This is a genomic window from Vibrio sp. QJM3NY_26, from assembly GCF_057786005.1.
Genome location: NZ_CM173515.1, coordinates 2,788,361 through 2,810,997 on the forward strand (window position 1 = coordinate 2,788,361; position 22,637 = coordinate 2,810,997).

General features: G+C 44.7%; 20 protein-coding genes. 3 read left to right on the top strand and 17 right to left on the bottom strand.

From position 1 onward, the window contains the following. Positions 1–109 precede the first annotated feature (109 nt). The 8 genes from AC3CH4_RS12265 to ubiT all read right to left on the bottom strand — a co-directional run bounded on the left by AC3CH4_RS12265 (position 110) and on the right by ubiT (position 6,418). On the bottom strand, positions 110–1,372 hold the full coding sequence (locus tag AC3CH4_RS12265) for a NupC/NupG family nucleoside CNT transporter (protein WP_004734478.1): 1,263 nt from the start codon (positions 1,370–1,372) through the stop codon (positions 110–112). Between the two features lie 204 nt (positions 1,373–1,576). Next, on the bottom strand, positions 1,577–2,407 hold the full coding sequence (locus AC3CH4_RS12270) for a TatD family hydrolase (protein WP_488526640.1): 831 nt from the start codon (positions 2,405–2,407) through the stop codon (positions 1,577–1,579). Next, positions 2,388–2,543 carry a DUF5363 family protein gene (locus AC3CH4_RS12275; RefSeq protein WP_157936365.1) on the bottom strand — a complete coding sequence of 52 codons (156 nt, stop codon included), beginning with the start codon at positions 2,541–2,543 and terminating at the stop codon, positions 2,388–2,390. Before AC3CH4_RS12275 ends, AC3CH4_RS12270 begins: the two co-directional genes overlap by 20 nt. Before the next feature lie 105 nt (positions 2,544–2,648). After that, entirely contained in the window at positions 2,649–4,229 is a 1,581-nt protein-coding gene (gene prfC, locus AC3CH4_RS12280; protein ID WP_237290382.1) for a peptide chain release factor 3, read from the bottom strand. Between the two features lie 173 nt (positions 4,230–4,402). Then, positions 4,403–4,858: a ribosomal protein S18-alanine N-acetyltransferase gene (gene rimI, locus AC3CH4_RS12285; protein ID WP_029222296.1), complete on the bottom strand. Its 456-nt coding sequence runs from the start codon at positions 4,856–4,858 to the stop codon at positions 4,403–4,405. Continuing rightward, positions 4,851–5,249, bottom strand: a complete 399-nt coding sequence (locus AC3CH4_RS12290; RefSeq protein ID WP_488527294.1) for a DNA polymerase III subunit psi — start codon at positions 5,247–5,249, stop codon at positions 4,851–4,853. Before AC3CH4_RS12290 ends, rimI begins: the two co-directional genes overlap by 8 nt. 154 nt (positions 5,250–5,403) lie before the next feature. Then, positions 5,404–5,907 carry a GNAT family N-acetyltransferase gene (locus AC3CH4_RS12295; RefSeq protein WP_102487626.1) on the bottom strand — a complete coding sequence of 168 codons (504 nt, stop codon included), beginning with the start codon at positions 5,905–5,907 and terminating at the stop codon, positions 5,404–5,406. Continuing rightward, entirely contained in the window at positions 5,891–6,418 is a 528-nt protein-coding gene (gene ubiT, locus AC3CH4_RS12300) for a ubiquinone anaerobic biosynthesis accessory factor UbiT (protein WP_004734485.1), read from the bottom strand. Before ubiT ends, AC3CH4_RS12295 begins: the two co-directional genes overlap by 17 nt. 258 nt (positions 6,419–6,676) lie before the next feature. Between ubiT and AC3CH4_RS12305 the strand changes: the two genes are divergently transcribed. From AC3CH4_RS12305 to AC3CH4_RS12315, 3 genes are all read left to right on the top strand, one after another. Then, on the top strand, positions 6,677–8,716 hold the full coding sequence (locus AC3CH4_RS12305) for a sensor domain-containing protein (RefSeq protein WP_017084241.1): 2,040 nt from the start codon (positions 6,677–6,679) through the stop codon (positions 8,714–8,716). A gap of 178 nt (positions 8,717–8,894) precedes the next feature. Further along, positions 8,895–9,908 carry a ubiquinone anaerobic biosynthesis protein UbiU gene (ubiU, locus tag AC3CH4_RS12310; protein ID WP_473576131.1) on the top strand — a complete coding sequence of 338 codons (1,014 nt, stop codon included), beginning with the start codon at positions 8,895–8,897 and terminating at the stop codon, positions 9,906–9,908. Positions 9,909–9,926: 18 nt separating this feature from the next. Beyond that, the gene (locus AC3CH4_RS12315) at positions 9,927–10,805 is read left to right on the top strand and encodes a U32 family peptidase (RefSeq protein ID WP_428785013.1); all 879 of its coding nucleotides are present in this window, start codon (positions 9,927–9,929) and stop codon (positions 10,803–10,805) included. A gap of 86 nt (positions 10,806–10,891) precedes the next feature. Here the strand turns inward: AC3CH4_RS12315 and AC3CH4_RS12320 are convergent, their stop codons facing one another. The 9 genes from AC3CH4_RS12320 to nusA form a co-directional block, all read right to left on the bottom strand. Next, positions 10,892–12,229 carry an MATE family efflux transporter gene (locus AC3CH4_RS12320; RefSeq protein WP_488543017.1) on the bottom strand — a complete coding sequence of 446 codons (1,338 nt, stop codon included), beginning with the start codon at positions 12,227–12,229 and terminating at the stop codon, positions 10,892–10,894. An 88-nt stretch (positions 12,230–12,317) separates the two neighbouring features. Further along, positions 12,318–12,725 (bottom strand): MarR family winged helix-turn-helix transcriptional regulator, encoded by a 408-nt coding sequence (locus tag AC3CH4_RS12325; protein WP_004734490.1) that lies wholly within the window; start codon positions 12,723–12,725, stop codon positions 12,318–12,320. 169 nt (positions 12,726–12,894) lie between these two features. Then, the gene (nlpI, locus tag AC3CH4_RS12330; RefSeq protein WP_004734491.1) at positions 12,895–13,818 is read right to left on the bottom strand and encodes a lipoprotein NlpI; all 924 of its coding nucleotides are present in this window, start codon (positions 13,816–13,818) and stop codon (positions 12,895–12,897) included. Positions 13,819–13,943: 125 nt separating this feature from the next. Then, positions 13,944–16,064: a polyribonucleotide nucleotidyltransferase gene (pnp, locus tag AC3CH4_RS12335; protein WP_428785016.1), complete on the bottom strand. Its 2,121-nt coding sequence runs from the start codon at positions 16,062–16,064 to the stop codon at positions 13,944–13,946. A gap of 379 nt (positions 16,065–16,443) precedes the next feature. Next, on the bottom strand, positions 16,444–16,713 hold the full coding sequence (rpsO, locus tag AC3CH4_RS12340; protein WP_004734493.1) for a 30S ribosomal protein S15: 270 nt from the start codon (positions 16,711–16,713) through the stop codon (positions 16,444–16,446). Positions 16,714–16,930: 217 nt separating this feature from the next. Then, complete coding sequence (gene truB / locus AC3CH4_RS12345) at positions 16,931–17,884, bottom strand: tRNA pseudouridine(55) synthase TruB (protein WP_004734494.1); 954 nt, start codon at positions 17,882–17,884, stop codon at positions 16,931–16,933. Then, complete coding sequence (gene rbfA, locus AC3CH4_RS12350) at positions 17,884–18,297, bottom strand: 30S ribosome-binding factor RbfA (protein WP_004734495.1); 414 nt, start codon at positions 18,295–18,297, stop codon at positions 17,884–17,886. The genes truB and rbfA overlap by 1 nt, the downstream gene beginning before the upstream one ends. A 134-nt stretch (positions 18,298–18,431) precedes the next feature. After that, positions 18,432–21,122: a translation initiation factor IF-2 gene (infB, locus tag AC3CH4_RS12355; RefSeq protein WP_004734497.1), complete on the bottom strand. Its 2,691-nt coding sequence runs from the start codon at positions 21,120–21,122 to the stop codon at positions 18,432–18,434. Positions 21,123–21,144: 22 nt separating this feature from the next. After that, entirely contained in the window at positions 21,145–22,632 is a 1,488-nt protein-coding gene (gene nusA / locus AC3CH4_RS12360; protein ID WP_004734499.1) for a transcription termination factor NusA, read from the bottom strand. Positions 22,633–22,637 lie beyond the last annotated feature (5 nt).

A 22,637-nucleotide genomic window follows, 5' to 3' on the forward strand; every position in this document is an offset into this window, starting at 1 on the left:
ACTCATGCTAATGCTCAAAATCACTAGGCCCAAAAACAAAAAAGCCCCGCAGCAATTTCTTGCTACGGGGCGATATTATTATGGCGTCTATATATCGATTTCTAACTGATTAGAAAGACAGGAAGAAGCCAGCAATTGTTGCTGCCATCAGGTTAGATAGAGTACCAGCTACAACCGCTTTAACACCCATACGTGCGATGTCGTGACGACGGTTTGGAGCAATACCACCTAGACCACCTAGAAGAATCGCAATTGAAGAAAGGTTTGCGAAACCACATAGAGCGAACGAGATAATTGCTTGAGTCTTAACAGACATTACTTGACCAGTCGCTTCAACGATTTGAGCGTTGTCACCGATGTATGGTACGAAGTTTAGGTATGCAACGAATTCGTTAACAACTGTCTTCTGACCAATGAAAGAACCAGCAATAGTTGCTTCTTCCCATGGAACACCAATGATGAATGCTAACGGTGCGAAGATCCAACCTAGAAGAAGTTCTAGAGTTAGGTTTTCCATACCGAACCAACCACCGATGCCACCTAGGATACCGTTGATAAGAGCGATTAGACCGATGAATGCTAGTAGCATTGCACCAACGTTAAGTGCTAGTTGTAGACCAACTGACGCACCGCCAGCAGCTGCATCGATAACGTTAGCAGGCTTGTCGTCGCCACCGTCGATGTCTGAACCTAGGTTCTCGTCAACTTCATCAGTTTCAGGCTTGATGATTTTAGCGAATAGTAGACCACCAGGTGCTGCCATGAATGACGCTGCTACTAGGTACTCTAGAGGTACACCCATAGATGCGTAACCCGCTAGTACACCACCAGCAACAGATGCTAAACCACCACACATTACTGCGAATAGTTCAGAGTTAGTCATTTTAGGAACAAATGGACGAACTACTAAAGGTGCTTCAGTTTGACCAACGAAAATGTTTGCTGCTGCAGACATTGACTCGGCGCGAGAAGTACCTAGAGCTTTCTGAAGACCACCACCAAGAACCTTGATTACAACTTGCATCGCACCAATGTAGTAAAGTACAGAGATAAGAGCAGAGAAGAAGATTAGTGTTGGTAGAACTTGGAATGCAAAGATGAAACCGATACCGTCAACTGAGAAGTTAACAAGGCTACCAAATAGGAAGCCAGTACCATCTTTACCGTAGTCGATCACGTTTGCTACACCAGCAGAGAAACCTGCAAGTAGATCACGACCCCAAGGGATGTAAAGTACGAATGCACCAAGTGCGAATTGGATAGCGAAAGCGCCACCCACTGTTCTGATATTAATTGCTTTGCGGTTGTCGGATAGTAGTACTGCGATTGCAATCAGTGCAACCATTCCGACGAGGCTCATAAACAGGCTCATAGTTTATGACTTCCTTATTAGTTATTTATTGGCGTGTTACAAAATGGGGCTATAAAGCGGAGGCAATTATACTCATGCGACCACTAATAAAGTAATGCCGTCCTCACACTTTCGTACAAGATTCATGTACCATTCACACGCAAATGTGAACCAAATCACAAGCTCGGTGCAATTTACGCAAACGATAAACAAAAACCTTCGATTTTATTCACATATACCGAATGCTCGATGGCTATTTTGCCAAATTTGCGCTGCAACCGATTGCTTTGGCTCTTTTCTAAGCAAAAATAGTTCATTTAAGATCGTAACTAAATGTTTGGAATGATTAACATTTCCTTGATTTCCATACATGGGCATGTCCGGTGCATCCGTTTCTAATACCAGGCATTCAAGAGGCAGTTTTGCGATGGTTGTGCGTGTTTTTTGTGCTCTGGGGTAAGTAATCGTTCCACCGACACCAATATAGAAACCGAGCTTGATCCACGCCAAAGCTTGCTGTTCACTCCCTGAAAAACCGTGAATCACCCCACCAAAAGTGAACTTGTGCTGCTTTAATAGTTCAATGAGTCGGTTATAAGACTTCCTCTCATGGATGATCAAAGGCAGCTCAAATGCCTTCGCAAGCTCCATTTGTTGGATGAAAAAGCGTTCTTGTTTCTCCCGCTCGACATCGACAAAAAAGTCGAGACCACACTCTCCTATCGCAACGCATTGACTGTTTTTTGATGAGAGTAATTGGCGAAGCTCTGAGAATTGCTCGCCATTGGCTTGCTCTAAAAAGTAAGGGTGAAAACCTAAGGCGTAGTAAACATTAGGGTAAGATTTGGCGATTTTATCGAGCTTCGACCAGTTACTTTGGCCAATAGAAGGAATAAGAATCTTCTCGACTTGAGCTTGTTTCGCTTCTTTAAGATAGCTATCAATACTTTGATCCGGTGTAGCTCCCTGATCAATTACAATATTTTGCTCAAACGCCTTAAAATCCGCATGGCAATGAGTATCAAACAGCGGAAAGTCACTTATTTGCTGTGTCATCTTCCCTACTCTCTGTTTGTTTCCCTTGGGGATCACGACGATAAGCCACGCAGCTGCGCTTGTTCTCAGGCGTTAAACCAAGCTCCTCGCACCACTTATCGTATTTCTTAATCCAAGCTTTTATCCAACTGAACATCATTGCCTCTAACCTCAGCCTCTAAGCCTTAAATAAAACGCATTAAAAAACGCCTATTGCAGAACAATAGACGTTTTTGTTTAACTCGAATAGAGCGCGGAGAAATTAGTGCTCGCGCGTCGCTCGGAACTGAACGTCAGGGAAACGTTCAGAAGCTAGGTTCAAGTTCACCATTGTAGGTGCGATGTAAGACAGGTTATCACCACCATCTAACGCTAGGTTAGCTTGGTTCTTACGTTTGAACTCTTCTAGTTTCTTCGCGTCATCACATTCAATCCAGCGAGCTGTTGCAACGTTAACACCTTCGTAGATAGCTTCTACGTTGTATTCCGCTTTCAAGCGCGCTACAACCACGTCGAACTGAAGTACACCAACCGCACCAACGATCAGGTCGTTGTTCTGCATAGGACGGAATACTTGTACTGCGCCCTCTTCAGAAAGCTGAACCAAACCTTTTAGAAGTTGCTTCTGCTTTAGTGGATCGCGTAGACGAATACGACGGAATAGCTCAGGCGCGAAGTTGGGAATACCAGCGAACTTCAAGCTTTCGCCTTGAGTAAAGGTATCACCAATCTGGATTGTGCCATGGTTATGCAAGCCAATGATGTCACCAGCATACGCTTTTTCAGCTCGCGCACGGTCGCCCGCCATGAAAGTTACCGCATCCGAAATACTTACGTTCTTGCCAGTACGAACATGATTCATCTTCATACCTTGGTTGTAAGTACCCGAAACGATACGCATGAATGCGATACGGTCACGATGTTTTGGATCCATGTTTGCTTGGATCTTAAAGACGAAGCCAGAGAACTTCTCTTCTGTCGCTTCAACATCACGCTCGTTAGCTTGACGAGTTTGAGGACCCGGAGCCCACTTAGTCAAACCATCTAGCATGTGGTCAACACCAAAGTTACCCAATGCTGTACCGAAGTAAACAGGCGTTAGTTCACCAGCAAGGAACAAATCGAGATCAAACTCAGGACATGCGCCAATAACCAATTCAAGCTCTTCACGAACACTGCTCGCCAGATCTTCGCCAACAGCTTCGTCTAGTTCAGGGTTATCTAAACCTTTAATGATGCGAACTTCTTGGATCTCATGGCCATGGCCAGATTCGTACAAGATCGTTTCATCACGATGAATGTGATAAACACCTTTAAACTCTTTACCACAACCGATTGGCCATGAGATTGGAGCACAAGCCATACCTAGCTCGCTTTCCACTTCATCAAGCACTTCCATTGGGTCACGAACGTCACGGTCAAGTTTGTTCATAAACGTTACGATTGGAGTATCACGTAGACGCGTTACTTCCATCAATTTACGAGTACGATCCTCGACACCTTTCGCAGCATCGATAACCATCAAACAAGAGTCAACCGCTGTTAGTGTACGGTACGTATCTTCCGAGAAATCTTCGTGTCCTGGAGTATCGAGTAGGTTTACTAGGCAATCATTGTATGGGAATTGCATTACCGACGTAGTTACCGAGATACCACGTTCTTTTTCCATCTCCATCCAGTCAGATTTAGCGTGCTGGTTAGAGCCACGGCCTTTTACGGTACCCGCTTTTTGAATCGCGTTTCCGAATAAAAGAACTTTTTCAGTAATCGTGGTTTTACCCGCATCCGGGTGAGAGATAATTGCAAACGTTCTACGTTTGCTCACTTCTTGTTGGAAAGACATAGTCGCCCTTTGCTGATCTAAAGCGTAAAAAGGGCAAGTAGATAATACTTGCCCTTGAATTCTGTGTGCGGATTATACAGAAAGCGAATCACTTTCTAAAGGGTCAGTTTGCACCCTATTTATCGCTGATTCTGTGGTTAGCTATTTAGGGTTAGCTAAAAGACATAATATGATTAGCTAAACGACATGAAAAGATAGCTCATAATGATCGCATCTTCGTTGCCTTGCTTGGTTGGGTAATAGTTACGACGGCGATCGACTTCATTAAAGCCAGCCTTCTCGTAAAGATTAAAAGCATTCACATTACTTTCGCGAACTTCCAGCCAAGCACTTTCAGCGTCAGCCTGTTCACACATATCGAGAAAGTGCTCAACCAAAGCTTTGCCGTAACCTTTACCTTGCTGCTTGGGGTCAACCGCTATCGTCAGCAAAGTCACTTCACCGACAATGTTCTGAGCATAGAAATAGCCGACAACCTCTCCATCCACCTCAAGAACACGATGGCTGCCTCCGCGGCTATTAAGATCACGGATCATGTTTTCAGACCAAGGATGAGAATGCGCGGTCTGCTCAATTTGCCAAATAGCGTCGAGGTGTTGTTCTGAAGTCGGTAATAATTGATTAGTCATAAGCACAAATTTGTTGCCATAAGTCGCGGCGATGTTGGTTATTACCGTTAATGTCAGACAGTAATGGAGATTGAAGTGTTTTTGCCTTCAGTTCATAGGCAGATTCACAACCAGCAAACCATACCCATTCAACCGAACCTAAATCCACAGCAGACAAGTGTTGTGGTTGAAGGTGTAAAGCCTGAGATAAGTCGAGCTTGATACTTTTAAGTACGCGTTCAAACATCACGGCGAGATCTTCCTGAGGTTTTTCAGGCGAAACCAGTAGCAACTTGCAGTCGCTCGATAGTGGAATCAATTCAGATTCGTAGCCAACCAAACGCTCTGGGTGACTAAGCTCCCATTGGCTGATGCCCATCTCTTGCAGGTATTGTGCGTGTGTTTGTGACATATCTAGCGGTGTAACCTTAGGTTTGTTGGTATTGCTCTTCTTAGAGCGAACTGAAAAGGAGCTCATTGGGGCTGATACTAACAAAAAATAAAGGAGCATCAAGCTCCTTTATTTAGACTAAATCAGTTTGTATCGGATTACGTGGTAAATCAGCTTATAAGTCGTTGAACTCTGGGCTGTAAGCAATCTCACCAGAATGCCCAGCAAACACACCGTCTACCAACTCAATCGCTTGGAAAGCACCTTCAGGTACATCCCAAACACAACTCAGGCCAAACTCGCTCGCAGCCTTAAAACCAAAGCGGCCGTAGTAAGCAGGATCACCAAGCACAACACAAGCTGGGTAACCGAAATCTACTAATGTAGAAAATGCGTCTTCAACCAGTGATTTGGCAATACCTTGATTGCGGTACTCTTCTTTCACTGCGAGAGGCGCAAGTCCCTGCCAGTTATGATCGTCACCATGGAGAGTGATAGGGCTAAACATCAGGTGACCAACCACCTCGCCCTCATCAGAACAAGCCACCAGCGATAGCGTTAAATGGCTATTCTCACGCAAGCTCATAACCAAATTAGCTTCTGCATCTGTTTCAAAAACAGATTTCAATAAACGATCAATGACAAGTATATCTGCCGGTGCTTCAGTTCGAATAAGCATTCATTACCTCACTTTGTGTATCTGGGGATTGTACTCCCTTCTGCACAAAATCAGCTAATTGATTTAACAAAGTTTTCATAGGAGTCGGCAATACATCTAAATCTACGCTATCCATCAAGTTTTTGACTTCTAAACCAAGCTCTGTATCGCCCTCAATCGACAGTCTACGTTGAAAGAAAAGCGTATCTGGGTCTTCTTTACGCCCGGCAATCAGCACAAGATCGTTAAGGTTTCCGCTAAAGCTTACATCTTCAACAACCTCGTTATCAGCTACAACTAGTTGCTCATTTTGATAGCTAATACACCAACTTAACCCCATATCTTTTATTGAGACTTTAAGCCACTTGTCTTCTAAGAATTCAAAGTCACCGTCCTCTAAAGCTTCCTTAAAGACATTCTTAAGCGCCTCCAATAAGGCTCTTTTTTGTACTGTTTTAGGCAATAACTGGACTGGAGATCGCAAAATTGATGCGGCATTTTGAACTAGTTGAGTGCGAATCTTGTTTATCACGTGACTTATCCGTAACTTTGTCAATAATATGGAATGCATCATAGATGATGTTGAAATCTCAGTTACTGTTATGTATCAAATTAACTTCGGTTTGATACTCGACCTTTAATATCCTGAAAATCACAGTTATAGTAACTCAGGTCATGAGAATTACAGCGGATCGCTGCACTCACAGGTAAATATCGATAGCCACACAAAAAGTAATAAATATTTATCGATAGTGAATATTCAAGCTCTTGGAGAATTGGTAGTACTTTGATGCCTCCCCAGCAACTACAACATTGGTTTACCCAGCTAACAGCAAACAGTCCGTTCTTTTTTGCGGTACTTGACGCCCAACATAACTATTTTATGGTTAATGAGCGTTACTGCGATATTGCTGGTTTGAGTAAAACCGAGCTTGCTGGCATGAATGACCGCCAAACATTAGGTGAGCAATTCTACCAACATCTTAAGCCTTACTATGAGCGTGCATTCAATGGCGAAACGATTGAAGCCGAAGTCACTCTCAACGAAACTGACCTAGATACCAGCCTTCATTTCAGCCTATCTCCGCTGACGAATGGCAACAAAACCGACTACATTGTCTTTCATGCCTTCGACACATCAGAAAACCAAGTACTTGCCCGTTCTTTAGAAGAATCCGAAGCGAAATTCCACAAGCTATCTCACCTACTCCCTGACGGATTACTGTTAGTTGAAAGTGACTACATCTTGTCATCAAACCCAGCAGCAGCACGCTTGCTCGGCTTTAACTCCACCACCGAGTTAATTGGCGAAGAGTTGGGACGATTATTCATCGATGAACAAACCAAAACAGTCTTCAATAATAACCTCAGTTCTATTATTTCTGAGTCTGGTTTGGTTTGCTTAACGGGTGCCCGATGCGGCTTTGAACGTAAAGTTCAACTCAACATCGACTCCACCACTATTCTTGGAAGTAACACTCAGCTTGTGCTTATCCAAGATGCACAAGAGACCACAAAGCAGTATACGCCAGCAAACAGTGAAGATGCCTACATCGATGCACTGACCAAGCTCTACAACCGAGTTGGGTTCACCAAACGTCTTGAGCAGTTCATTCAAAACGATACGCCAGTTGTGATGCTCTACTTAGATATTGATAACTTTAAGAATATCAATGATTCACTAGGTCATCACATTGGCGATAAAGTGATTAAAGAGGTCGCTTCACGCCTAAAACGTTTACTGCCTCGTCAGGCCGTTATTGGTCATTTAGGCGGGGATGAGTTTGGTATTATCCTGCCAGAACCTGAACATCAGCGAACGCCTGAAATGCTCGCTGAAAAGATCATTTCCCTGATCAATCAACCCTTCGATCTTCACCACTTTAGTAAGCGCTTAGCCTGCTCGATTGGCAGCGTGAGCTTTCCTCAAGATGGCACCGATGCTCGTATCTTGCTGCAAAATGCAGACACCGCAATGTATGAAGCGAAAGATCGTGGACGTAACCGCCTGATCAAGTTCAACGAACAGATGAACAAAGAAGCGCGTATGCGATTGTGGTTGGAGATAGAGCTACAAAAAGCACTGCAACAGAATGGACTTGAGGTTTGGTATCAACCTAAGGTCAACGCGCGTGATTTCACCATCAACGGTGCAGAAGCGTTAGTGCGCTGGAAGCACCCAGTAGAAGGCTACATCAGCCCTGCCGCATTTATCCCTGTAGCGGAACGAGCTGGCCTTATTGAACAACTTGGCCGAGTGGTGATGCGTGAAGTATTTGCCACGGTTAAGCGTTGGAAGATGCAAGGTATCTTGCCAGGTAGAGTGGCTATCAACTTGTCTCCAGAGCAATTTGGTAACCCGAAACTGATTGATTACGTTGAAAAGTTACTTCGTTCAACAGAGCTTGACCCAAGTGCTATTACGTTTGAGCTGACAGAAAGCGCGGTGATGAGTGATAGTGAACACACACTTCAAATGCTTAACGCTATAAAGAAACTCGGCTTTGCTTTATCTATCGATGATTTTGGTACGGGCTACTCTTCTCTGTCTTATTTGGCTCGATTCCCAATTGATGAGCTTAAGATTGACCGTGCTTTCATCTCTGATATCGATACGCTACCAAAGCAAATCACTGTGATTGAAAACATCATCAACCTGGGTAAATCTCTCGATTTAACTGTAGTGGCAGAAGGCGTCGAAACCAGTGAACAAGCGACCCTGCTTTCTAACCTCAACTGCAGTTCAATCCAAGGCTTCCACTTCTATCGCCCACAACCGAAACAAGACGTCGAAGAGCTGTTTGCCCAAAATCGTCGCCATAAGAACTAATACACGATTCAACTATCCCCCAGTCAAAATCCACACCAAAGCATAAAAGCCTTACTAGTCAGTACCCCAAACGGAGTAAAAGCAGATTTATCCATCTAAACCTGCCTTACATCAATTCCGTCATTCATAATTCTTCATAAAATACTCGCTTCAATTTCATTCTACTGGTAGTGAGCAAATGGAACTCTTATGCCCAGCGGGTAACTTACCTGCTTTGAAAACCGCTATTGATTGTGGTGCGGATGCTGTCTATATCGGATTCAAAGACGATACCAATGCCCGACACTTTGCAGGCCTTAACTTCGCGGGCAAAAAGCTCGATCGTGCTGTGCAATATGTGCATGACCGCAACAAGAAAATTCACGTTGCCTTAAATACTTTTGCTCACCCAAATGGCTTCGAACGTTGGACTAATGCCGTAGACAACGCGGCAGCGCTAGGTGTTGATGCGCTGATCATCGCGGATATTGCGGTTCTTGAATACGCAGCAAATAGATACCCAGATCTAGAACTGCACCTATCAGTTCAAGCTTCTGCGACCAATGCGGCTGCAATCGACTTCTACCACAAAAACTTCAATGTTAAGCGAGTCGTGCTACCGCGTGTATTGTCGATTCATCAGGTCAAACAGCTTTCTCGTAATATCACTTCTGACGTTGACCTTGAAGTATTCGCTTTTGGTAGCTTGTGTATCATGGCGGAAGGTCGTTGTTACCTCTCTTCATACATGACAGGCGAATCACCAAATACCGTTGGTGCTTGTTCTCCAGCAAAATACGTTCGCTGGCAAGAAACAGAAACAGGTCTAGAGTCACGCTTGAATGAGATTCTTATCGACAAGTACGTAGCTGGCGAAAACGCGGGTTACCCAACGCTGTGTAAAGGCCGCTTTGAAGCAGAGATCGATGGTGAACGTAAACGCTATCACGCACTTGAAGAGCCAACTAGCCTCAACACGCTGTCTATGCTGCCTGAGCTATTTGCTGCCAACGTTGCCTCAGTGAAAATTGAAGGTCGCCAGCGTAGCCCTGCTTATGTCGAGCAAGTGACTCGTACTTGGCGCGCAGCTATCGACCGTTACTTAGCGAACCCAGAACAATACCAAGTGGAACAAGCTTGGAATGCGACACTGGCGAATGTATCTGAAGGTACACAAACCACGCTTGGCGCTTATCACCGTAAATGGCAATAGAGCCAAATGGAGAACTCAATGAAATACGCATTAGGCCCTCTTCTTTATTTTTGGCCAAAACAAGACGTTGAAAGCTTCTATGAGCAAGCGAAATCAAGCTCTGCTGATATCATCTACCTAGGTGAAGCGGTGTGTTCAAAGCGTCGTGAGATGAAAGCAAAACACTGGATGGATATTGCCAAAGAGCTGTCGGCTTCAGGTAAGCAAGTCGTACTTTCCACCATGGCATTGCTAGAAGCACCAAGCGAAGTCAACATCATGAAGAAGTACATTGATAACGGTGACTTTGCGATTGAAGCCAACGACGTGTCTGCGATTCAATTAGCAAGCGAAAGCAAAGTGCCTTTTGTGGTTGGCCCGGCGGTTAACACCTACAACGCACGCACTCTGAACCTGTTCTTGAAACAAGGTATGACGCGTTGGTGTATGCCTGTTGAGCTTTCTCGCGAATGGCTAAACAACGTAATGACACAGTGCGAAGAGCTTAATATCCGTAATAAGTTCGAAGTAGAAGTATTTAGCCACGGCTATCTACCACTTGCTTACTCAGCACGATGCTTTACCGCTCGCGCAGAAAACAAAGCCAAAGACGATTGCGAAACCTGCTGCATCAAATACCCTACCGGCCTACAAGTCGATAGCCAAGAAGGCCAGTCTGTCTTTAACCTTAACGGTATTCAAACTCAATCCGGTTACTGCTACAACCTAGTCAATGATCTACCGAGTATGCATGACTTGGTTGATGTGGTTCGCTTAAGCCCATTGGGCATCGATACCTTCTCTGAAATCAATAACTTCAGAGCGAACGAACAAGGTAAAAATCCAAAGACAATTGAAAGCCGCCAATGCAACGGTTATTGGCATCAGCTTGCGGGTTTAGACGTTAAGAACATCTAGTCCCTCGAATTGAACTAGCCAGCAACAGATACAAAAAAGGTCTAGCATTCGCTAGACCTTTTTTAATTTAGCTCAAGAAAAGCGACCTATGCTGTCGCTGTTTCTAGCGGCGCATCGTCGAGCTTCTTTACGTCTTTATAGAGCATAATCATAACCACGACGCTTAGCGCGATGTTAGACAGTGGATAGGCAATCCAAATCCCCGGCACACCATACAATTTAGGCATGATGTACAAGAAAGGTAATTGGATAAGCATATTGCCTATCGTTACAAACATCGCCTTACTGCCCTTGTTTACCGCCTGATAGTAAGCACCCGCTACCACCAAGAAGCCATCAAGCGCCAGTGCAAACATGTGCAGTCGGATCCCTAACACAGTGTACTCGACTAGCTGAGGTTCATCCGAACTAAACACAGAAACGAACTCACGTGGGAATGCGTTCAGCAGCAATACAAACGCGACACCGATCAATACCGAACTCACCATCGCAATCTTAAGTAACTTACGAATGTTTGCTTGATTACGCGCACCATGGTTGTAACTCACTAAAGGCTGCATGCCGTTGGCGATACCTTCCGCTGTGAGATAATAAACCGTCACTATGTAGCCCAAAATAGCGTAAGCACCAATCATTAGCTGATCGCCATATTGAGAGAACAAGGCATTGTGCAGCGCCACCATCATCGAACCATAAGCGTACATAAAGAAGCTCGAGGTACCAATGGCGAAGATTTCAGGAATCACCGATAACTTCAGTCTCAGTTCACTCCAACGTAAACATAAGTTTGCTCGACGTGAGAAAAAGTAAGCCAGCCCCAAACCCGTTACCACAAACTGAGCAATTGCGGTTGCCAATGCAGCACCCTTCAATTCCCAACCAAGCTGCACGATAAATAGATAATCCAATACAATATTAATCACCGCACCGACAATCATCAGTATGGTGGCCAAGTTAGGACTGTCATCGTTACGCAGTAAAAACGGCATCGCGATAGAGCCTAAAGTGAAGACACTAGCGCCAATCAGAATATGTAAGTATTGCAGGCCTAGTTCATACACTCGCCCTTCAGCACCCTGCCAAAGCAAGAAGTTATCGGCAAACAGAAACAACAATCCAGAAACAATGGGGGTTATCGCCAACAACAATGTTAGGCCGGTTGCTAAGATCTGCTTAGCACCTTTCGTGTCTTTTTCGCCTTGACGGATCGAGACAAGCGCACCCGTCCCCACTCCCACGAGCATACCAATACCGAGGATCGACCCAATAACAGGCCACGCGACGTTAATGCCCGCAAGTCCATCGGCCCCCACATAACGGCCAATGAAAATACCATCCACCACTTGGTAAAGGCCATTAACTAACATGGCCGCTACGGTAGGTATTGTGTATCGCCAGAATTGACGACTAATTGAGTTACTCATTTCTTACTCTACTTTCTTCAGTGAGTCGTATACCAATGGGATATGACTCGTAAACTAGTTAACAAGGCTAACTAAATATCTAAATTATTTATTTCAAAGCCTTGTTTAATAATAGGTTCAGCTGGTGGGATTCTTGCTCAGACAAGCGACTTTCCAGTATCTGTGCCATGACCTGATAGATTTTACTTTCTTCTTCCAAACCGACTTCAGCTTTTTGGGTCAAAATCACCAGCTTAGATCTCGCATCTTCAAGAGACGCTTTGCGCTCAACTAGACCTTTTCTTTCTAGCCTTTGAACCATAGTCGTCGCAGAAGGTTTTGTCACCTGCATCTCAATAGCAAGGTCTGTTAGTCGAATAGGCTCTAACGATGCTTGAATGACCTTCAAATAATCGTACTCATTGAAGCTCAACTGGCAGATAGGATCTTCATTAACTTGAGTTCGCCATATCTTAGAAGCAAAGCGTTCAATTTTTTCTAGATTTTGGTCCAGCATAGATTTCCAACCACAGAATTTACATTTAGTTAGCAAGGCTAACTATTTTAGTGTTGTTTAAATAAAAAGCAATCAAAAACAAGCCCCCCGTTTATAAAAGAGGAGCATAAAAAAGGGCCATAAAAAAACCGCTGATAGGCAGCGGCTTTTCGGAATCAAAATGTATCGCTTACTTAGCGTTAGCTTCTTCTTCGGCCTCAGCCAACTTAACTTGCGCTAAATGCTCGGCTTTAAGCGTAGTGAAGATACGGCTTAACTCTAAGAAAGAGTAACGGTGTTCTACGTATTCATACACGTTAAAAGAAACCGCTAACTTGTACAAAGAGATCGCATTCGCGTAATCACCATTCATGTGGTGGCGCTTAGCAAGGTAGAAGTACGTTTCCGTCAGACGTTGAGCTAGGAGCGTATTGTCACGAGTCCCGGTTAGAATCGCTTTGAATGCCTGCTCTTCGGTAATATCGTCAAGCATGATTGCAACTAATACCCAGCCCCACTGTTCATCACGACTTTCGTAACGCTTTTGCAAATCAAGCTTCGCTTGTTCTGGCGTGAGTTCATGCTGAATGATGTAAAGCCACAGAGCGCGGAACGGATCGCTAGGATCATCGGCGTAGTGCTTCATCATCTCTTCATTGGCTAAGTCATAGCGCTCGCCATAGTAGAGTGCGATAGAGCGATTTCGTTCTGCATATGAGTTTGCAGGATCAAGCTCTAACGTAGAATCAAAAGATTCATAAGCGGCATCAAACTCCCCTACCTGCGTAAAGTAAACACCCAAAAGATTGAAGATATCAGGTTGAGCGGGGTTCAATGAAAGAGACTGATTGAAATCAAGACGCGCTAAATCGCGCAAGCCAACGCTGTCGTAATAATTACCACGCTCGAACAACATTTTAGCTCGAACTTCATCGTTCAAATCTGGGCGTTGTAATAGCTGACTAAGACGCGCTATTTGCACTTCTTGCTGAACACTTGGTTGAAGCGGCACAGCCATTGGTGGATAAACCCAACGTGAGGTGTTATCTGATGTTGTCGCACAACCAGTTAGTACAAGCAGTAAACACATACTCGCGGTTTGAAACCATTTCACAAATAATTACTCCTGTTATGACCGCAATAAAAAAAGGGGAGCGATATGCTCCCCTTTATAACATGCTTTTTTACCAATGGGTTAGAAATCACTAAAAAGCGATAGTCCCATTAATAGGCTAAGAATTACTCAGCAGCAGGTGCTTCGCCTTCAACTGGCGTTTCAACTGCTTCTTTCATGCTCAGACGTACACGGCCTTGACGGTCAATTTCAAGAACCTTAACTGGTACTTCTTGACCTTCAGTTAGGTAGTCAGACACTTTCTCAACACGCTTGTCAGCGATTTGAGAGATGTGTACTAGACCATCTTTACCAGGAAGGATAGTAACGAATGCACCGAAGTCAGCTAGACGAGCAACTTTACCTTGGTAAATGCGGCCAACTTCAACTTCAGCAGTGATCTCTTCGATACGGCGGATAGCTTCTTGAGCAGCTGCGCCTTCAGTAGCAGCAATCTTGATTGTGCCATCGTCTTCGATTTCGATTGTAGTACCCGTTTCTTCACAAAGAGCACGGATAACTGCGCCGCCTTTACCGATAACATCTTTGATCTTATCAGAGCTGATTTTCATTGTGTGGATACGTGGAGCGAATTCAGAGATGTCTTCACGAGCACCAGAGATAGCTTCATCCATTACAGAAAGGATGTGCTTACGTGCACCTTGCGCTTGGTTAAGAGCAATTTGCATGATCTCTTTAGTGATACCTTCGATCTTGATGTCCATTTGAAGTGCAGTGATACCAGCGTTAGTACCTGCTACTTTAAAGTCCATGTCACCTAGGTGATCTTCGTCGCCAAGGATGTCAGAAAGAACAACGAAATCGTCGCCTTCTTTAACAAGACCCATTGCGATACCCGCAACAGAAGCTTTGATTGGAACACCAGCATCCATAAGTGCTAGAGATGTACCACATACAGAAGCCATTGAAGAAGAACCGTTAGATTCAGTGATTTCCGATACAACACGAACTGTGTATGGGAATTCGTCAACAGAAGGCATTACTGCTTGGATACCACGTTTAGCAAGCTTACCGTGACCAATTTCACGACGCTTAGGAGAACCAACGAAACCAGTCTCACCTACACAGTATGGAGGGAAGTTGTAGTGTAGAAGGAAGTTGTCTTTCTTCTCACCCATTAGGCTATCGATGATTTGTGCATCACGTTGTGTACCAAGCGTTGCAGTAACAAGTGCTTGAGTTTCACCACGAGTGAATAGAGAAGAACCGTGTGTACGTGGAAGAACACCAGTACGTACGTCTAGCGCACGAACCATGTCTTTTTCACGGCCATCGATACGTGGGTTGCCAGCAATGATACGGCTACGTACTACGTTTTTCTCTAGAGAACCAAGCATGCCGCGAATTTCGCGCTCATCTAGGTTTTCGTCTTGTGCAATTAGAGCTTCAACAGTGTCGTTCTTGATTGCGCCAACTTGCTCGTAACGAGCCATTTTCTCAGTGATCTGGTACGCGTCAGATAGACGAGTTTCAGCTTGCTCAGCAACTTTAGCTTTAAGCTCAGTGTTAACTACTGGTGCTTCCCAGTTCCAAGATGGAGTTGCAACTTCAGCTGCAAATTCGTTGATCGCTTTGATTACAACTTGTTGTTGGTCGTGACCGTAAACAACAGCTGAAAGCATTTCTTCTTCAGATAGGTTATCTGCTTCAGATTCAACCATAAGTACTGCGCCTTCTGTACCAGACACAACTAGGTCTAGTTTAGAGTTTTCAAGCTCAGTATTTGATGGGTTAAGAACAAGTTCGCCATCGATGTGACCAACACGTGCAGCACCGATAGGACCATTGAATGGAGCACCAGAGATAGCAAGCGCAGCAGACGTTGCGATCATAGTGATCATGTCTGGGTTTACGTCAGGGTTGATAGAAACAACCGTAGCGATAACTTGAACTTCGTTTTTAAACGCACTTGGGAAAAGTGGACGAATTGGACGGTCAATCAGACGAGCTGTTAGCGTTTCGCCTTCAGAAGGACGACCTTCACGCTTGAAGAAACCACCAGGGATTTTACCCGCAGCGTATGTACGCTCTTGGTAGTTAACTGTTAGAGGGAAGAAATCTTGGCCAGCAACAGCTTCTTTCTTAGCAACAACAGAAACGAATACTGATGTATCGTCCATAGTCGCCATTACAGCAGCAGTAGCTTGACGTGCCATTACGCCCGTTTCTAGAGTAACGGTGTGGTTACCGTACTGGAACGATTTTACAACTGGTTTTTCAAACATTGTATATCCTTAGCTCTAAAGTCATGACTTTAGATTAAGTGAAGATTGACTCAAGATATTACCAATCGCGACTAGTGAAAAGAGACTTGGGAATGATGCTTCTTTGTATGAGTTCATACGCCGAATTAAGACCAAATCCGCCTTTGAATAGTCGCGACCTATTGGCCGACATCTGTGACTGTAACGTCTTGAGAGGTTGATTGCCCAGCGTTGAAAACGCATAGGCGGGCGTAGTATAAACTATTTTTATTAGGAGAGATATTTCCTATCAGAAAAAGCCAGATGATATTCTGTGCATCCGGCCAAACATTTTCTTACAGGCACAAAAAAAGGAGCATAAATGCTCCTTTTCTTCAAACTGTCTTTGCAGACATCGCTATTAGCGACGTAGGCCTAGACGCTTGATTAGGTCTTGGTAACGAGTAAGGTTTTTGCCTTTCAAGTAATCAAGAAGCTTACGACGGCTAGAAACCATACGTAATAGACCACGACGGCTGTGGTGATCGTGTTTGTGCGCTTTGAAGTGACCTTGTAGGTGGTTGATAGAAGCAGTAAGTAGTGCTACTTGTACTTCTGGTGAACCTGTGTCGCCTTCAGATTGTGCGTATTCTGCAACGATTGCTGCTTTAGTTTCTGCATTCAGAGACATAAATCTCTCCTGATAAGAGTAAGTTTATATTTGTAGCAGCCAATCTCTGATTCAGCCGCTACGCGAGCCGAGGATTATAGGGAAGTTTATGAATTGGTGCAATAACAATCGAACACCTTAAAAACTAAAAAAGCGAGCCACTTAATTTAAGAGCCCGCTTTCTGAATTATTTGATCGCTTTAAACACGAACAGCTACTATCTGATTCGACTTAAGCGCTACGCTTGTGGCTCTTCATCTCTGAAAACAACCAAACGTTTCGGTGCAACTCGGCCATCTTCAGCAATTTGAGCAACCCCAACAAACAGCTTCTCTTCACCGCTTGTCATGCGAACGGTACCTTCAGCAGGAGCGCCTGCGACTTGAACGGGCATACCGTGCTGAACAAGATCAGTCAGTTCCGCATTCAAGTTAACTTCAGGTAAGTCTTCGACAGCGGTGTCCATTGGCATTAACAATGGATCAAGCAACTCTTTAGGCGCAATTTCTTGCGCTTGTGCTTGCTCTAGAATTTCGTTCAGCTGTTCCAAGGTAACCATGCGTTCATACGGGTACTTTGCAACACCAGTACGACGAAGCATTGTCACGTGAGCACCACAACCTAGCATTTCACCAAGATCGTCGGTAATTGTGCGGATGTAAGTACCTTTAGAACAATGTACTTCCATCTCAACTTCATCACCTTCAAATCGAAGTAGCTCAATAGAATACACAGTGATCTTGCGAGACTCACGAGGCACCTCGATACCTGCACGTGCATATTCATACAAAGGCTTACCTTGATACTTCAATGCAGAGAACATTGATGGAATCTGGTCGGTTTCACCTTTGAAGCTTGCAATGCAGCGTTCAAGTTGCTCTTGAGTCACGTTGATTTCACGCGTTTCAACCACTTCACCATCAGAATCTGAGGTGTTGGTACGCTCACCAAGCTTCGCGACAACAACGTAGCGCTTATCAGAATCAAGAAGAAACTGAGAGAACTTCGTTGCTTCACCAAGACAAATTGGCAGCATGCCAGTCGCAAGAGGATCCAGAGCACCGGTGTGCCCTGCCTTCTCTGCAAAGTAAATACGCTTTACTTTTTGCAGTGCATCATTAGATGAAATGCCTGTTGGCTTATCTAACAGAATTACCCCGTTTATAGGGCGACCTTTACGACGGCGAGCCATTACTCTTCATCCTTAGACTGAGTTTCGTCAGTGCGGCCAGATTCTTCTTGCTTACGCTTGTCATCGTTCAGTACTTCACTTACTAGGTTAGACATACGCATGCCTTCTACCAATGTGTTGTCGTAAGTAAAACGAACTTCAGGTGTTAGACGGTGACGAATACGCTTGCCAAGAGCCATACGAACTGGCACTTCATGCTCTTTAAGAGCAGCGAGACATGATTCAGGTGTTTGCTCACCGATACATAGGAAAGTCACGAACACTTTTGCGTATGCAAGGTCACGAGACACTTCTACATCTGAAATAGTTACCATACCAATGCGTGAGTCACGAACTTCACGTTGGAGGATAAGTGCGAGCTCTTTTTGAAGCTGCTGAGACACACGTTGTGTGCGGCTAAATTCTTTTGACATTTTCTTTTCTCACTTAGAAAGATGGGGGGCTTGGTAATTACCAGCCCCCCATGGTGTATTCAACAACCGATTACTTATTACATTTACAGGTAATGTTAGTAACCTTAGTCAATATGTCGAGTCGTACTGACTGATTAGTCTAGAGTACGTTTAACTTCAACAATTTCGAATACTTCGATCTGGTCACCAACGCGAACGTCGTTGTAGTTCTTAACGCCGATACCACACTCGTAACCATTTTTAACTTCTTGAACGTCATCTTTAAAGCGACGAAGTGACTCTAGTTCACCTTCGTAGATAACAACGTTTTCGCGAAGTACGCGGATTGGGCTGCTACGTTTAATCGTACCTTCAGTAACGATACAACCAGCGATTGCACCAAGTTTAGGCGACTTAAATACGTCACGAACTTGAGCAAGACCAATGATCTCTTGACGGAATTCAGGAGCAAGCATACCGCCCATCGCCTGTTTCACTTCGTCGATCAGTTGGTAAATGATTGAGTAGTAACGTAGATCTAGGTTTTCATTCTGAACAGTACCACGCGCAGTTGCGTCAGCACGAACGTTGAAACCAAGGATGATAGCGTTAGAAGCGGCTGCAAGAGTTGCATCAGTTTCCGTAATACCACCAACACCAGAACCTACGATGTTAACTTTAACTTCGTCAGTTGACAGTTTCAGTAGAGAGTCAGCAATTGCTTCTACAGAACCTTGAACGTCAGCTTTAAGTACAACGTTAAGTTCAGCAACTTCACCAGCCGTCATATTCGCGAACATGTTCTCTAGTTTCGCTTTTTGTTGGCGAGCTAGTTTAACATCACGGAATTTACCTTGACGGTAGTTCGCAACTTCACGCGCTTTACGCTCATCGCGTACAACCGTTGCTTCATCACCTGAAGCAGGAACGCCAGAAAGACCTAGAATTTCTACAGGGATAGATGGACCTGCAGTTTCGATGTCTTTACCGTTTTCATCACGCATTGCACGAACACGGCCGTACTCTTGACCACAAAGAACGATGTCGCCTTTGTTTAGAGTACCAGACTGTACTAGTACTGTTGCAACTGGACCGCGACCTTTATCAAGACGAGATTCAACAACAACACCAGATGCCATGCCTTCTTTAACCGCTGTAAGCTCAAGAACTTCAGACTGAAGAAGGATAGCTTCTAGAAGACCATCGATGTTTGTACCCTGTTTTGCAGAGATGTGAACGAAGATGTTCTCACCGCCCCATTCTTCAGGGATAACGTCGTATTGAGCTAGCTCATTCTTAACGTTGTCTGGGTTTGCACCCTCTTTGTCGATCTTGTTCACAGCAACAATCAGAGGAACACCTGCCGCTTTCGCGTGCTGGATAGCTTCGATTGTTTGTGGCATTACGCCATCATCAGCGGCAACAACAAGTACAACGATATCTGTCGCTTGAGCACCACGAGCACGCATAGCTGTAAACGCCGCGTGTCCAGGAGTATCAAGGAACGTGATCATGCCGTTGTCAGTATCTACGTGGTAAGCACCAATGTGCTGTGTGATACCGCCAGCTTCGCCAGACGCAACGTGTGCTTTACGAATGTAATCAAGTGTAGAAGTTTTACCGTGGTCAACGTGACCCATGATAGTAACAACAGGAGCACGACCTTCTGCGACAGCATCGCTATCACGGTCAGCTAGCACTGCTTCTTCTAGTTCGTTTTCTTTACGTAGGATAACCTTGTGACCCATTTCTTCAGCAACAAGTTGTGCTGTTTCTTGGTCGATCACTTGGTTGATAGTCGCCATAGCGCCCATCTTCATCATTACTTTGATAACTTCAGTTGCTTTAACTGACATTTTGCTAGCCAGTTCAGAAACAACGATAGTTTCGCCAATAGCAACATCAGATTTAGCAACAGTTGCTGACTTATCGAAGCCTTGCTGCATTGAAGTTGGTTTAGCAAGCTTACCTTTACCGCCACGACCACGTTGGTTACGACCACCACGATTGTTGCCAGGTTGAGCTGCTGGAGCAGGTTTCTTCTTGCGACGACGAGGAGCTTTCTCATCTTTTTTATCAGCCGCATCTTCTGCTTCACGAGCATAAGTAGAAGTAGTCACATGGTAATCCGCAGATTTCTCTTGCTCTTTCTTCTTCTTCTCTTCTTCAGACCAACGTTCTTGGTTTTCTTCTGCTAACTTACGAGCTTCTTCAACAAGCTTAGCTGCTTCAGCTTCGGCTTTACGAGTTGCTTCTTGCTCTTGACGAGTTTTAAGTTCATCCGCTTCTTTTTTCGCTTGTGCGTTAGCGTCTGCATTTTTTGAATTCATGTCTTTTTTAGCCTTTTCAGCTTGTGCGCGTTGAGCCTTCTCTTCAGAATCACGTTTTGCATCCGCTTCACGTGTTACTTTTTCTTCGGCTTCGCGCTGTGCTTTCTCTGCAGCATCACGTTTCGCTTGCTCTTCAGCATCGCGTTGTGCTTTCTCTTCCACTTCACGATTAGCTACTTCCTCAGCTTCACGTTTCGCTTCATCTTCAATAGTGCTGCGCTTCACGTAAGTACGCTTTTTACGTACCTCTACTTGAACATCCTTACTCTTACCGCCTCCAGCGGCAACACTTAGCGTGCTGCGGGTCTTGCGTTGAAGAGTTAAACGAGTCGGTTCTGTTTCGCCTGAAGTATCGCCATGCTCCTTTTTAAGGTGCGTTAGCAATGTTTGCTTCTCTGAATCAGTCACTTGATCCGACCCTGCTTTCTTCATTCCTGCATCAGCAAGTTGTTCAATTAAGCGGTCAACTGGCGTACCAATCTCTTCACTCAGTGCTTTAACTGTTAATTGTGTCATACCGCTTTCTCTCCTTGCTGAATTATTCTTCGTCGCCGAACCAACAGATGTTACGCGCAGCCATAATCAGCTCGCCTGCTCGCTCTGCAGTTAGGTCTTCGATGCCTTCTAGTTCATCAACGCCTTGGTCAGCTAGGTCTTCCAATGTCGCAACGCCTTTTGCTGCTAGCTTGTAAGCCATTTCACGCTCAAGACCTTCAAGTGCAAGTAAGTCTTCAGCAGGCTCAACACCGTCGAAAGTCTCTTCTTTCGCTAGCGCTAGAGTAGTCAGTGCGTCTTTCGCGCGGTTACGTAGTTCTTCAACGATACCTTCGTCTAGACCGTCTACTTCAAGAAGCTCGTTCACAGGAACGTATGCCACTTCTTCAAGTGTAGAGAAGCCTTCTTCAACAAGCATTTGAGCAAAGTCTTCTTCAATGTCTAGGTGCTTCATGAAGTTTTCAATAGAAGCAACTGCTTCTTCTTGGTGCTTCTTCTCTAGATCAGCAACAGTCATTACATTCAGTTCCCAACCCGTTAGTTGAGAAGCTAGACGTACGTTTTGACCGCTACGGCCAATCGCTTGTGCCAGGTTATCGGCTTCAACAGCGATGTCCATAGAGTGTGCATCTTCATCAACGATGATTGAAGCAACATCAGCAGGCGCCATTGCGTTAATAACGAACTGAGCTGGGTTATCGTCCCAAAGAACGATATCGATACGCTCACCGCCAAGATCATTAGAAACAGCTTGTACACGTGCACCACGCATACCAACACACGCACCAACAGGGTCAATACGTTTGTCGTTTGTTTTCACAGCGATTTTAGCACGAGAACCAGCGTCACGTGCAGCACCTTTAAGTTCAATTAGCTCTTCACCAATCTCAGGCACTTCAACGCGGAATAGTTCAGCTAGCATTTCTGGCTTCGAACGAGTAACGAAAAGCTGGAAACCGCGAGCTTCTGGTTTAACTGCGTAAAGAAGACCACGAACACGGTCACCTGGACGGAAGTTTTCACGAGGAAGTTGGTCGTCACGAAGGATTACCGCTTCAGCGTTGTTACCTAGGTCTAGAATAACTGTGTCACGGTTAACTTTCTTAACTGCGCCAGTTACGAGCTCGCCTTCGTTGTCAATAAACTGTTCAACGATTTGAGCACGTTCTGCTTCACGTACTTTCTGTACGATAACTTGCTTAGCCGTTTGAGTCGTAATACGGTCAAACGTTACTGATTCGATATCATCTTCAATGAAACCGCCAAGTTCGATCTCTGGATCATCGTACTTTGCAGCTTCAATAGAGATTTCTTTTGTTGGGAATTCTACTTCCTCAACAGCTTCCCAACGGCGGAAAGTTTCGAAATTACCCGTTTTACGGTCAATTTCTACACGAACTTCAATTTCTAATTCGCTTTTCTTTTTTGTTGCCGTTGCAAGCGCGATTTCAAGCGCTTCAAAAATACGCTCACGAGGAACTGCTTTCTCATTTGAAACAGCTTCTACTACCGCCAAAATTTCTTTGTTCATTAATC

Bases quoted from the DNA above. Each gene is read 5' to 3' on its own strand.
- AC3CH4_RS12320 (WP_488543017.1), bottom strand. From the start codon at position 12,229: ATGAGTAACTCAATTAGTCGTCAATTCTGGCGATACACAATACCTACC.
- AC3CH4_RS12265 (WP_004734478.1), bottom strand. From the start codon at position 1,372: ATGAGCCTGTTTATGAGCCTCGTCGGAATGGTTGCACTGATTGCAATC.
- AC3CH4_RS12270 (WP_488526640.1), bottom strand. From the start codon at position 2,407: ATGACACAGCAAATAAGTGACTTTCCGCTGTTTGATACTCATTGCCAT.
- AC3CH4_RS12305 (WP_017084241.1), top strand. From the start codon at position 6,677: ATGCCTCCCCAGCAACTACAACATTGGTTTACCCAGCTAACAGCAAAC.
- nusA (WP_004734499.1), bottom strand. From the start codon at position 22,632: ATGAACAAAGAAATTTTGGCGGTAGTAGAAGCTGTTTCAAATGAGAAA.
- AC3CH4_RS12325 (WP_004734490.1), bottom strand. From the start codon at position 12,725: ATGCTGGACCAAAATCTAGAAAAAATTGAACGCTTTGCTTCTAAGATA.
- rbfA (WP_004734495.1), bottom strand. From the start codon at position 18,297: ATGTCAAAAGAATTTAGCCGCACACAACGTGTGTCTCAGCAGCTTCAA.
- infB (WP_004734497.1), bottom strand. From the start codon at position 21,122: ATGACACAATTAACAGTTAAAGCACTGAGTGAAGAGATTGGTACGCCA.
- rimI (WP_029222296.1), bottom strand. From the start codon at position 4,858: ATGACTAATCAATTATTACCGACTTCAGAACAACACCTCGACGCTATT.
- prfC (WP_237290382.1), bottom strand. From the start codon at position 4,229: ATGTCTTTCCAACAAGAAGTGAGCAAACGTAGAACGTTTGCAATTATC.
- pnp (WP_428785016.1), bottom strand. From the start codon at position 16,064: ATGTTTGAAAAACCAGTTGTAAAATCGTTCCAGTACGGTAACCACACC.
- truB (WP_004734494.1), bottom strand. From the start codon at position 17,884: ATGGCTCGCCGTCGTAAAGGTCGCCCTATAAACGGGGTAATTCTGTTA.
- AC3CH4_RS12290 (WP_488527294.1), bottom strand. From the start codon at position 5,249: ATGTCACAAACACACGCACAATACCTGCAAGAGATGGGCATCAGCCAA.
- AC3CH4_RS12315 (WP_428785013.1), top strand. From the start codon at position 9,927: ATGAAATACGCATTAGGCCCTCTTCTTTATTTTTGGCCAAAACAAGAC.
- AC3CH4_RS12275 (WP_157936365.1), bottom strand. From the start codon at position 2,543: ATGTTCAGTTGGATAAAAGCTTGGATTAAGAAATACGATAAGTGGTGC.
- rpsO (WP_004734493.1), bottom strand. From the start codon at position 16,713: ATGTCTCTGAATGCAGAAACTAAAGCAGCAATCGTTGCAGAATACGCA.
- ubiU (WP_473576131.1), top strand. From the start codon at position 8,895: ATGGAACTCTTATGCCCAGCGGGTAACTTACCTGCTTTGAAAACCGCT.
- AC3CH4_RS12295 (WP_102487626.1), bottom strand. From the start codon at position 5,907: ATGCTTATTCGAACTGAAGCACCGGCAGATATACTTGTCATTGATCGT.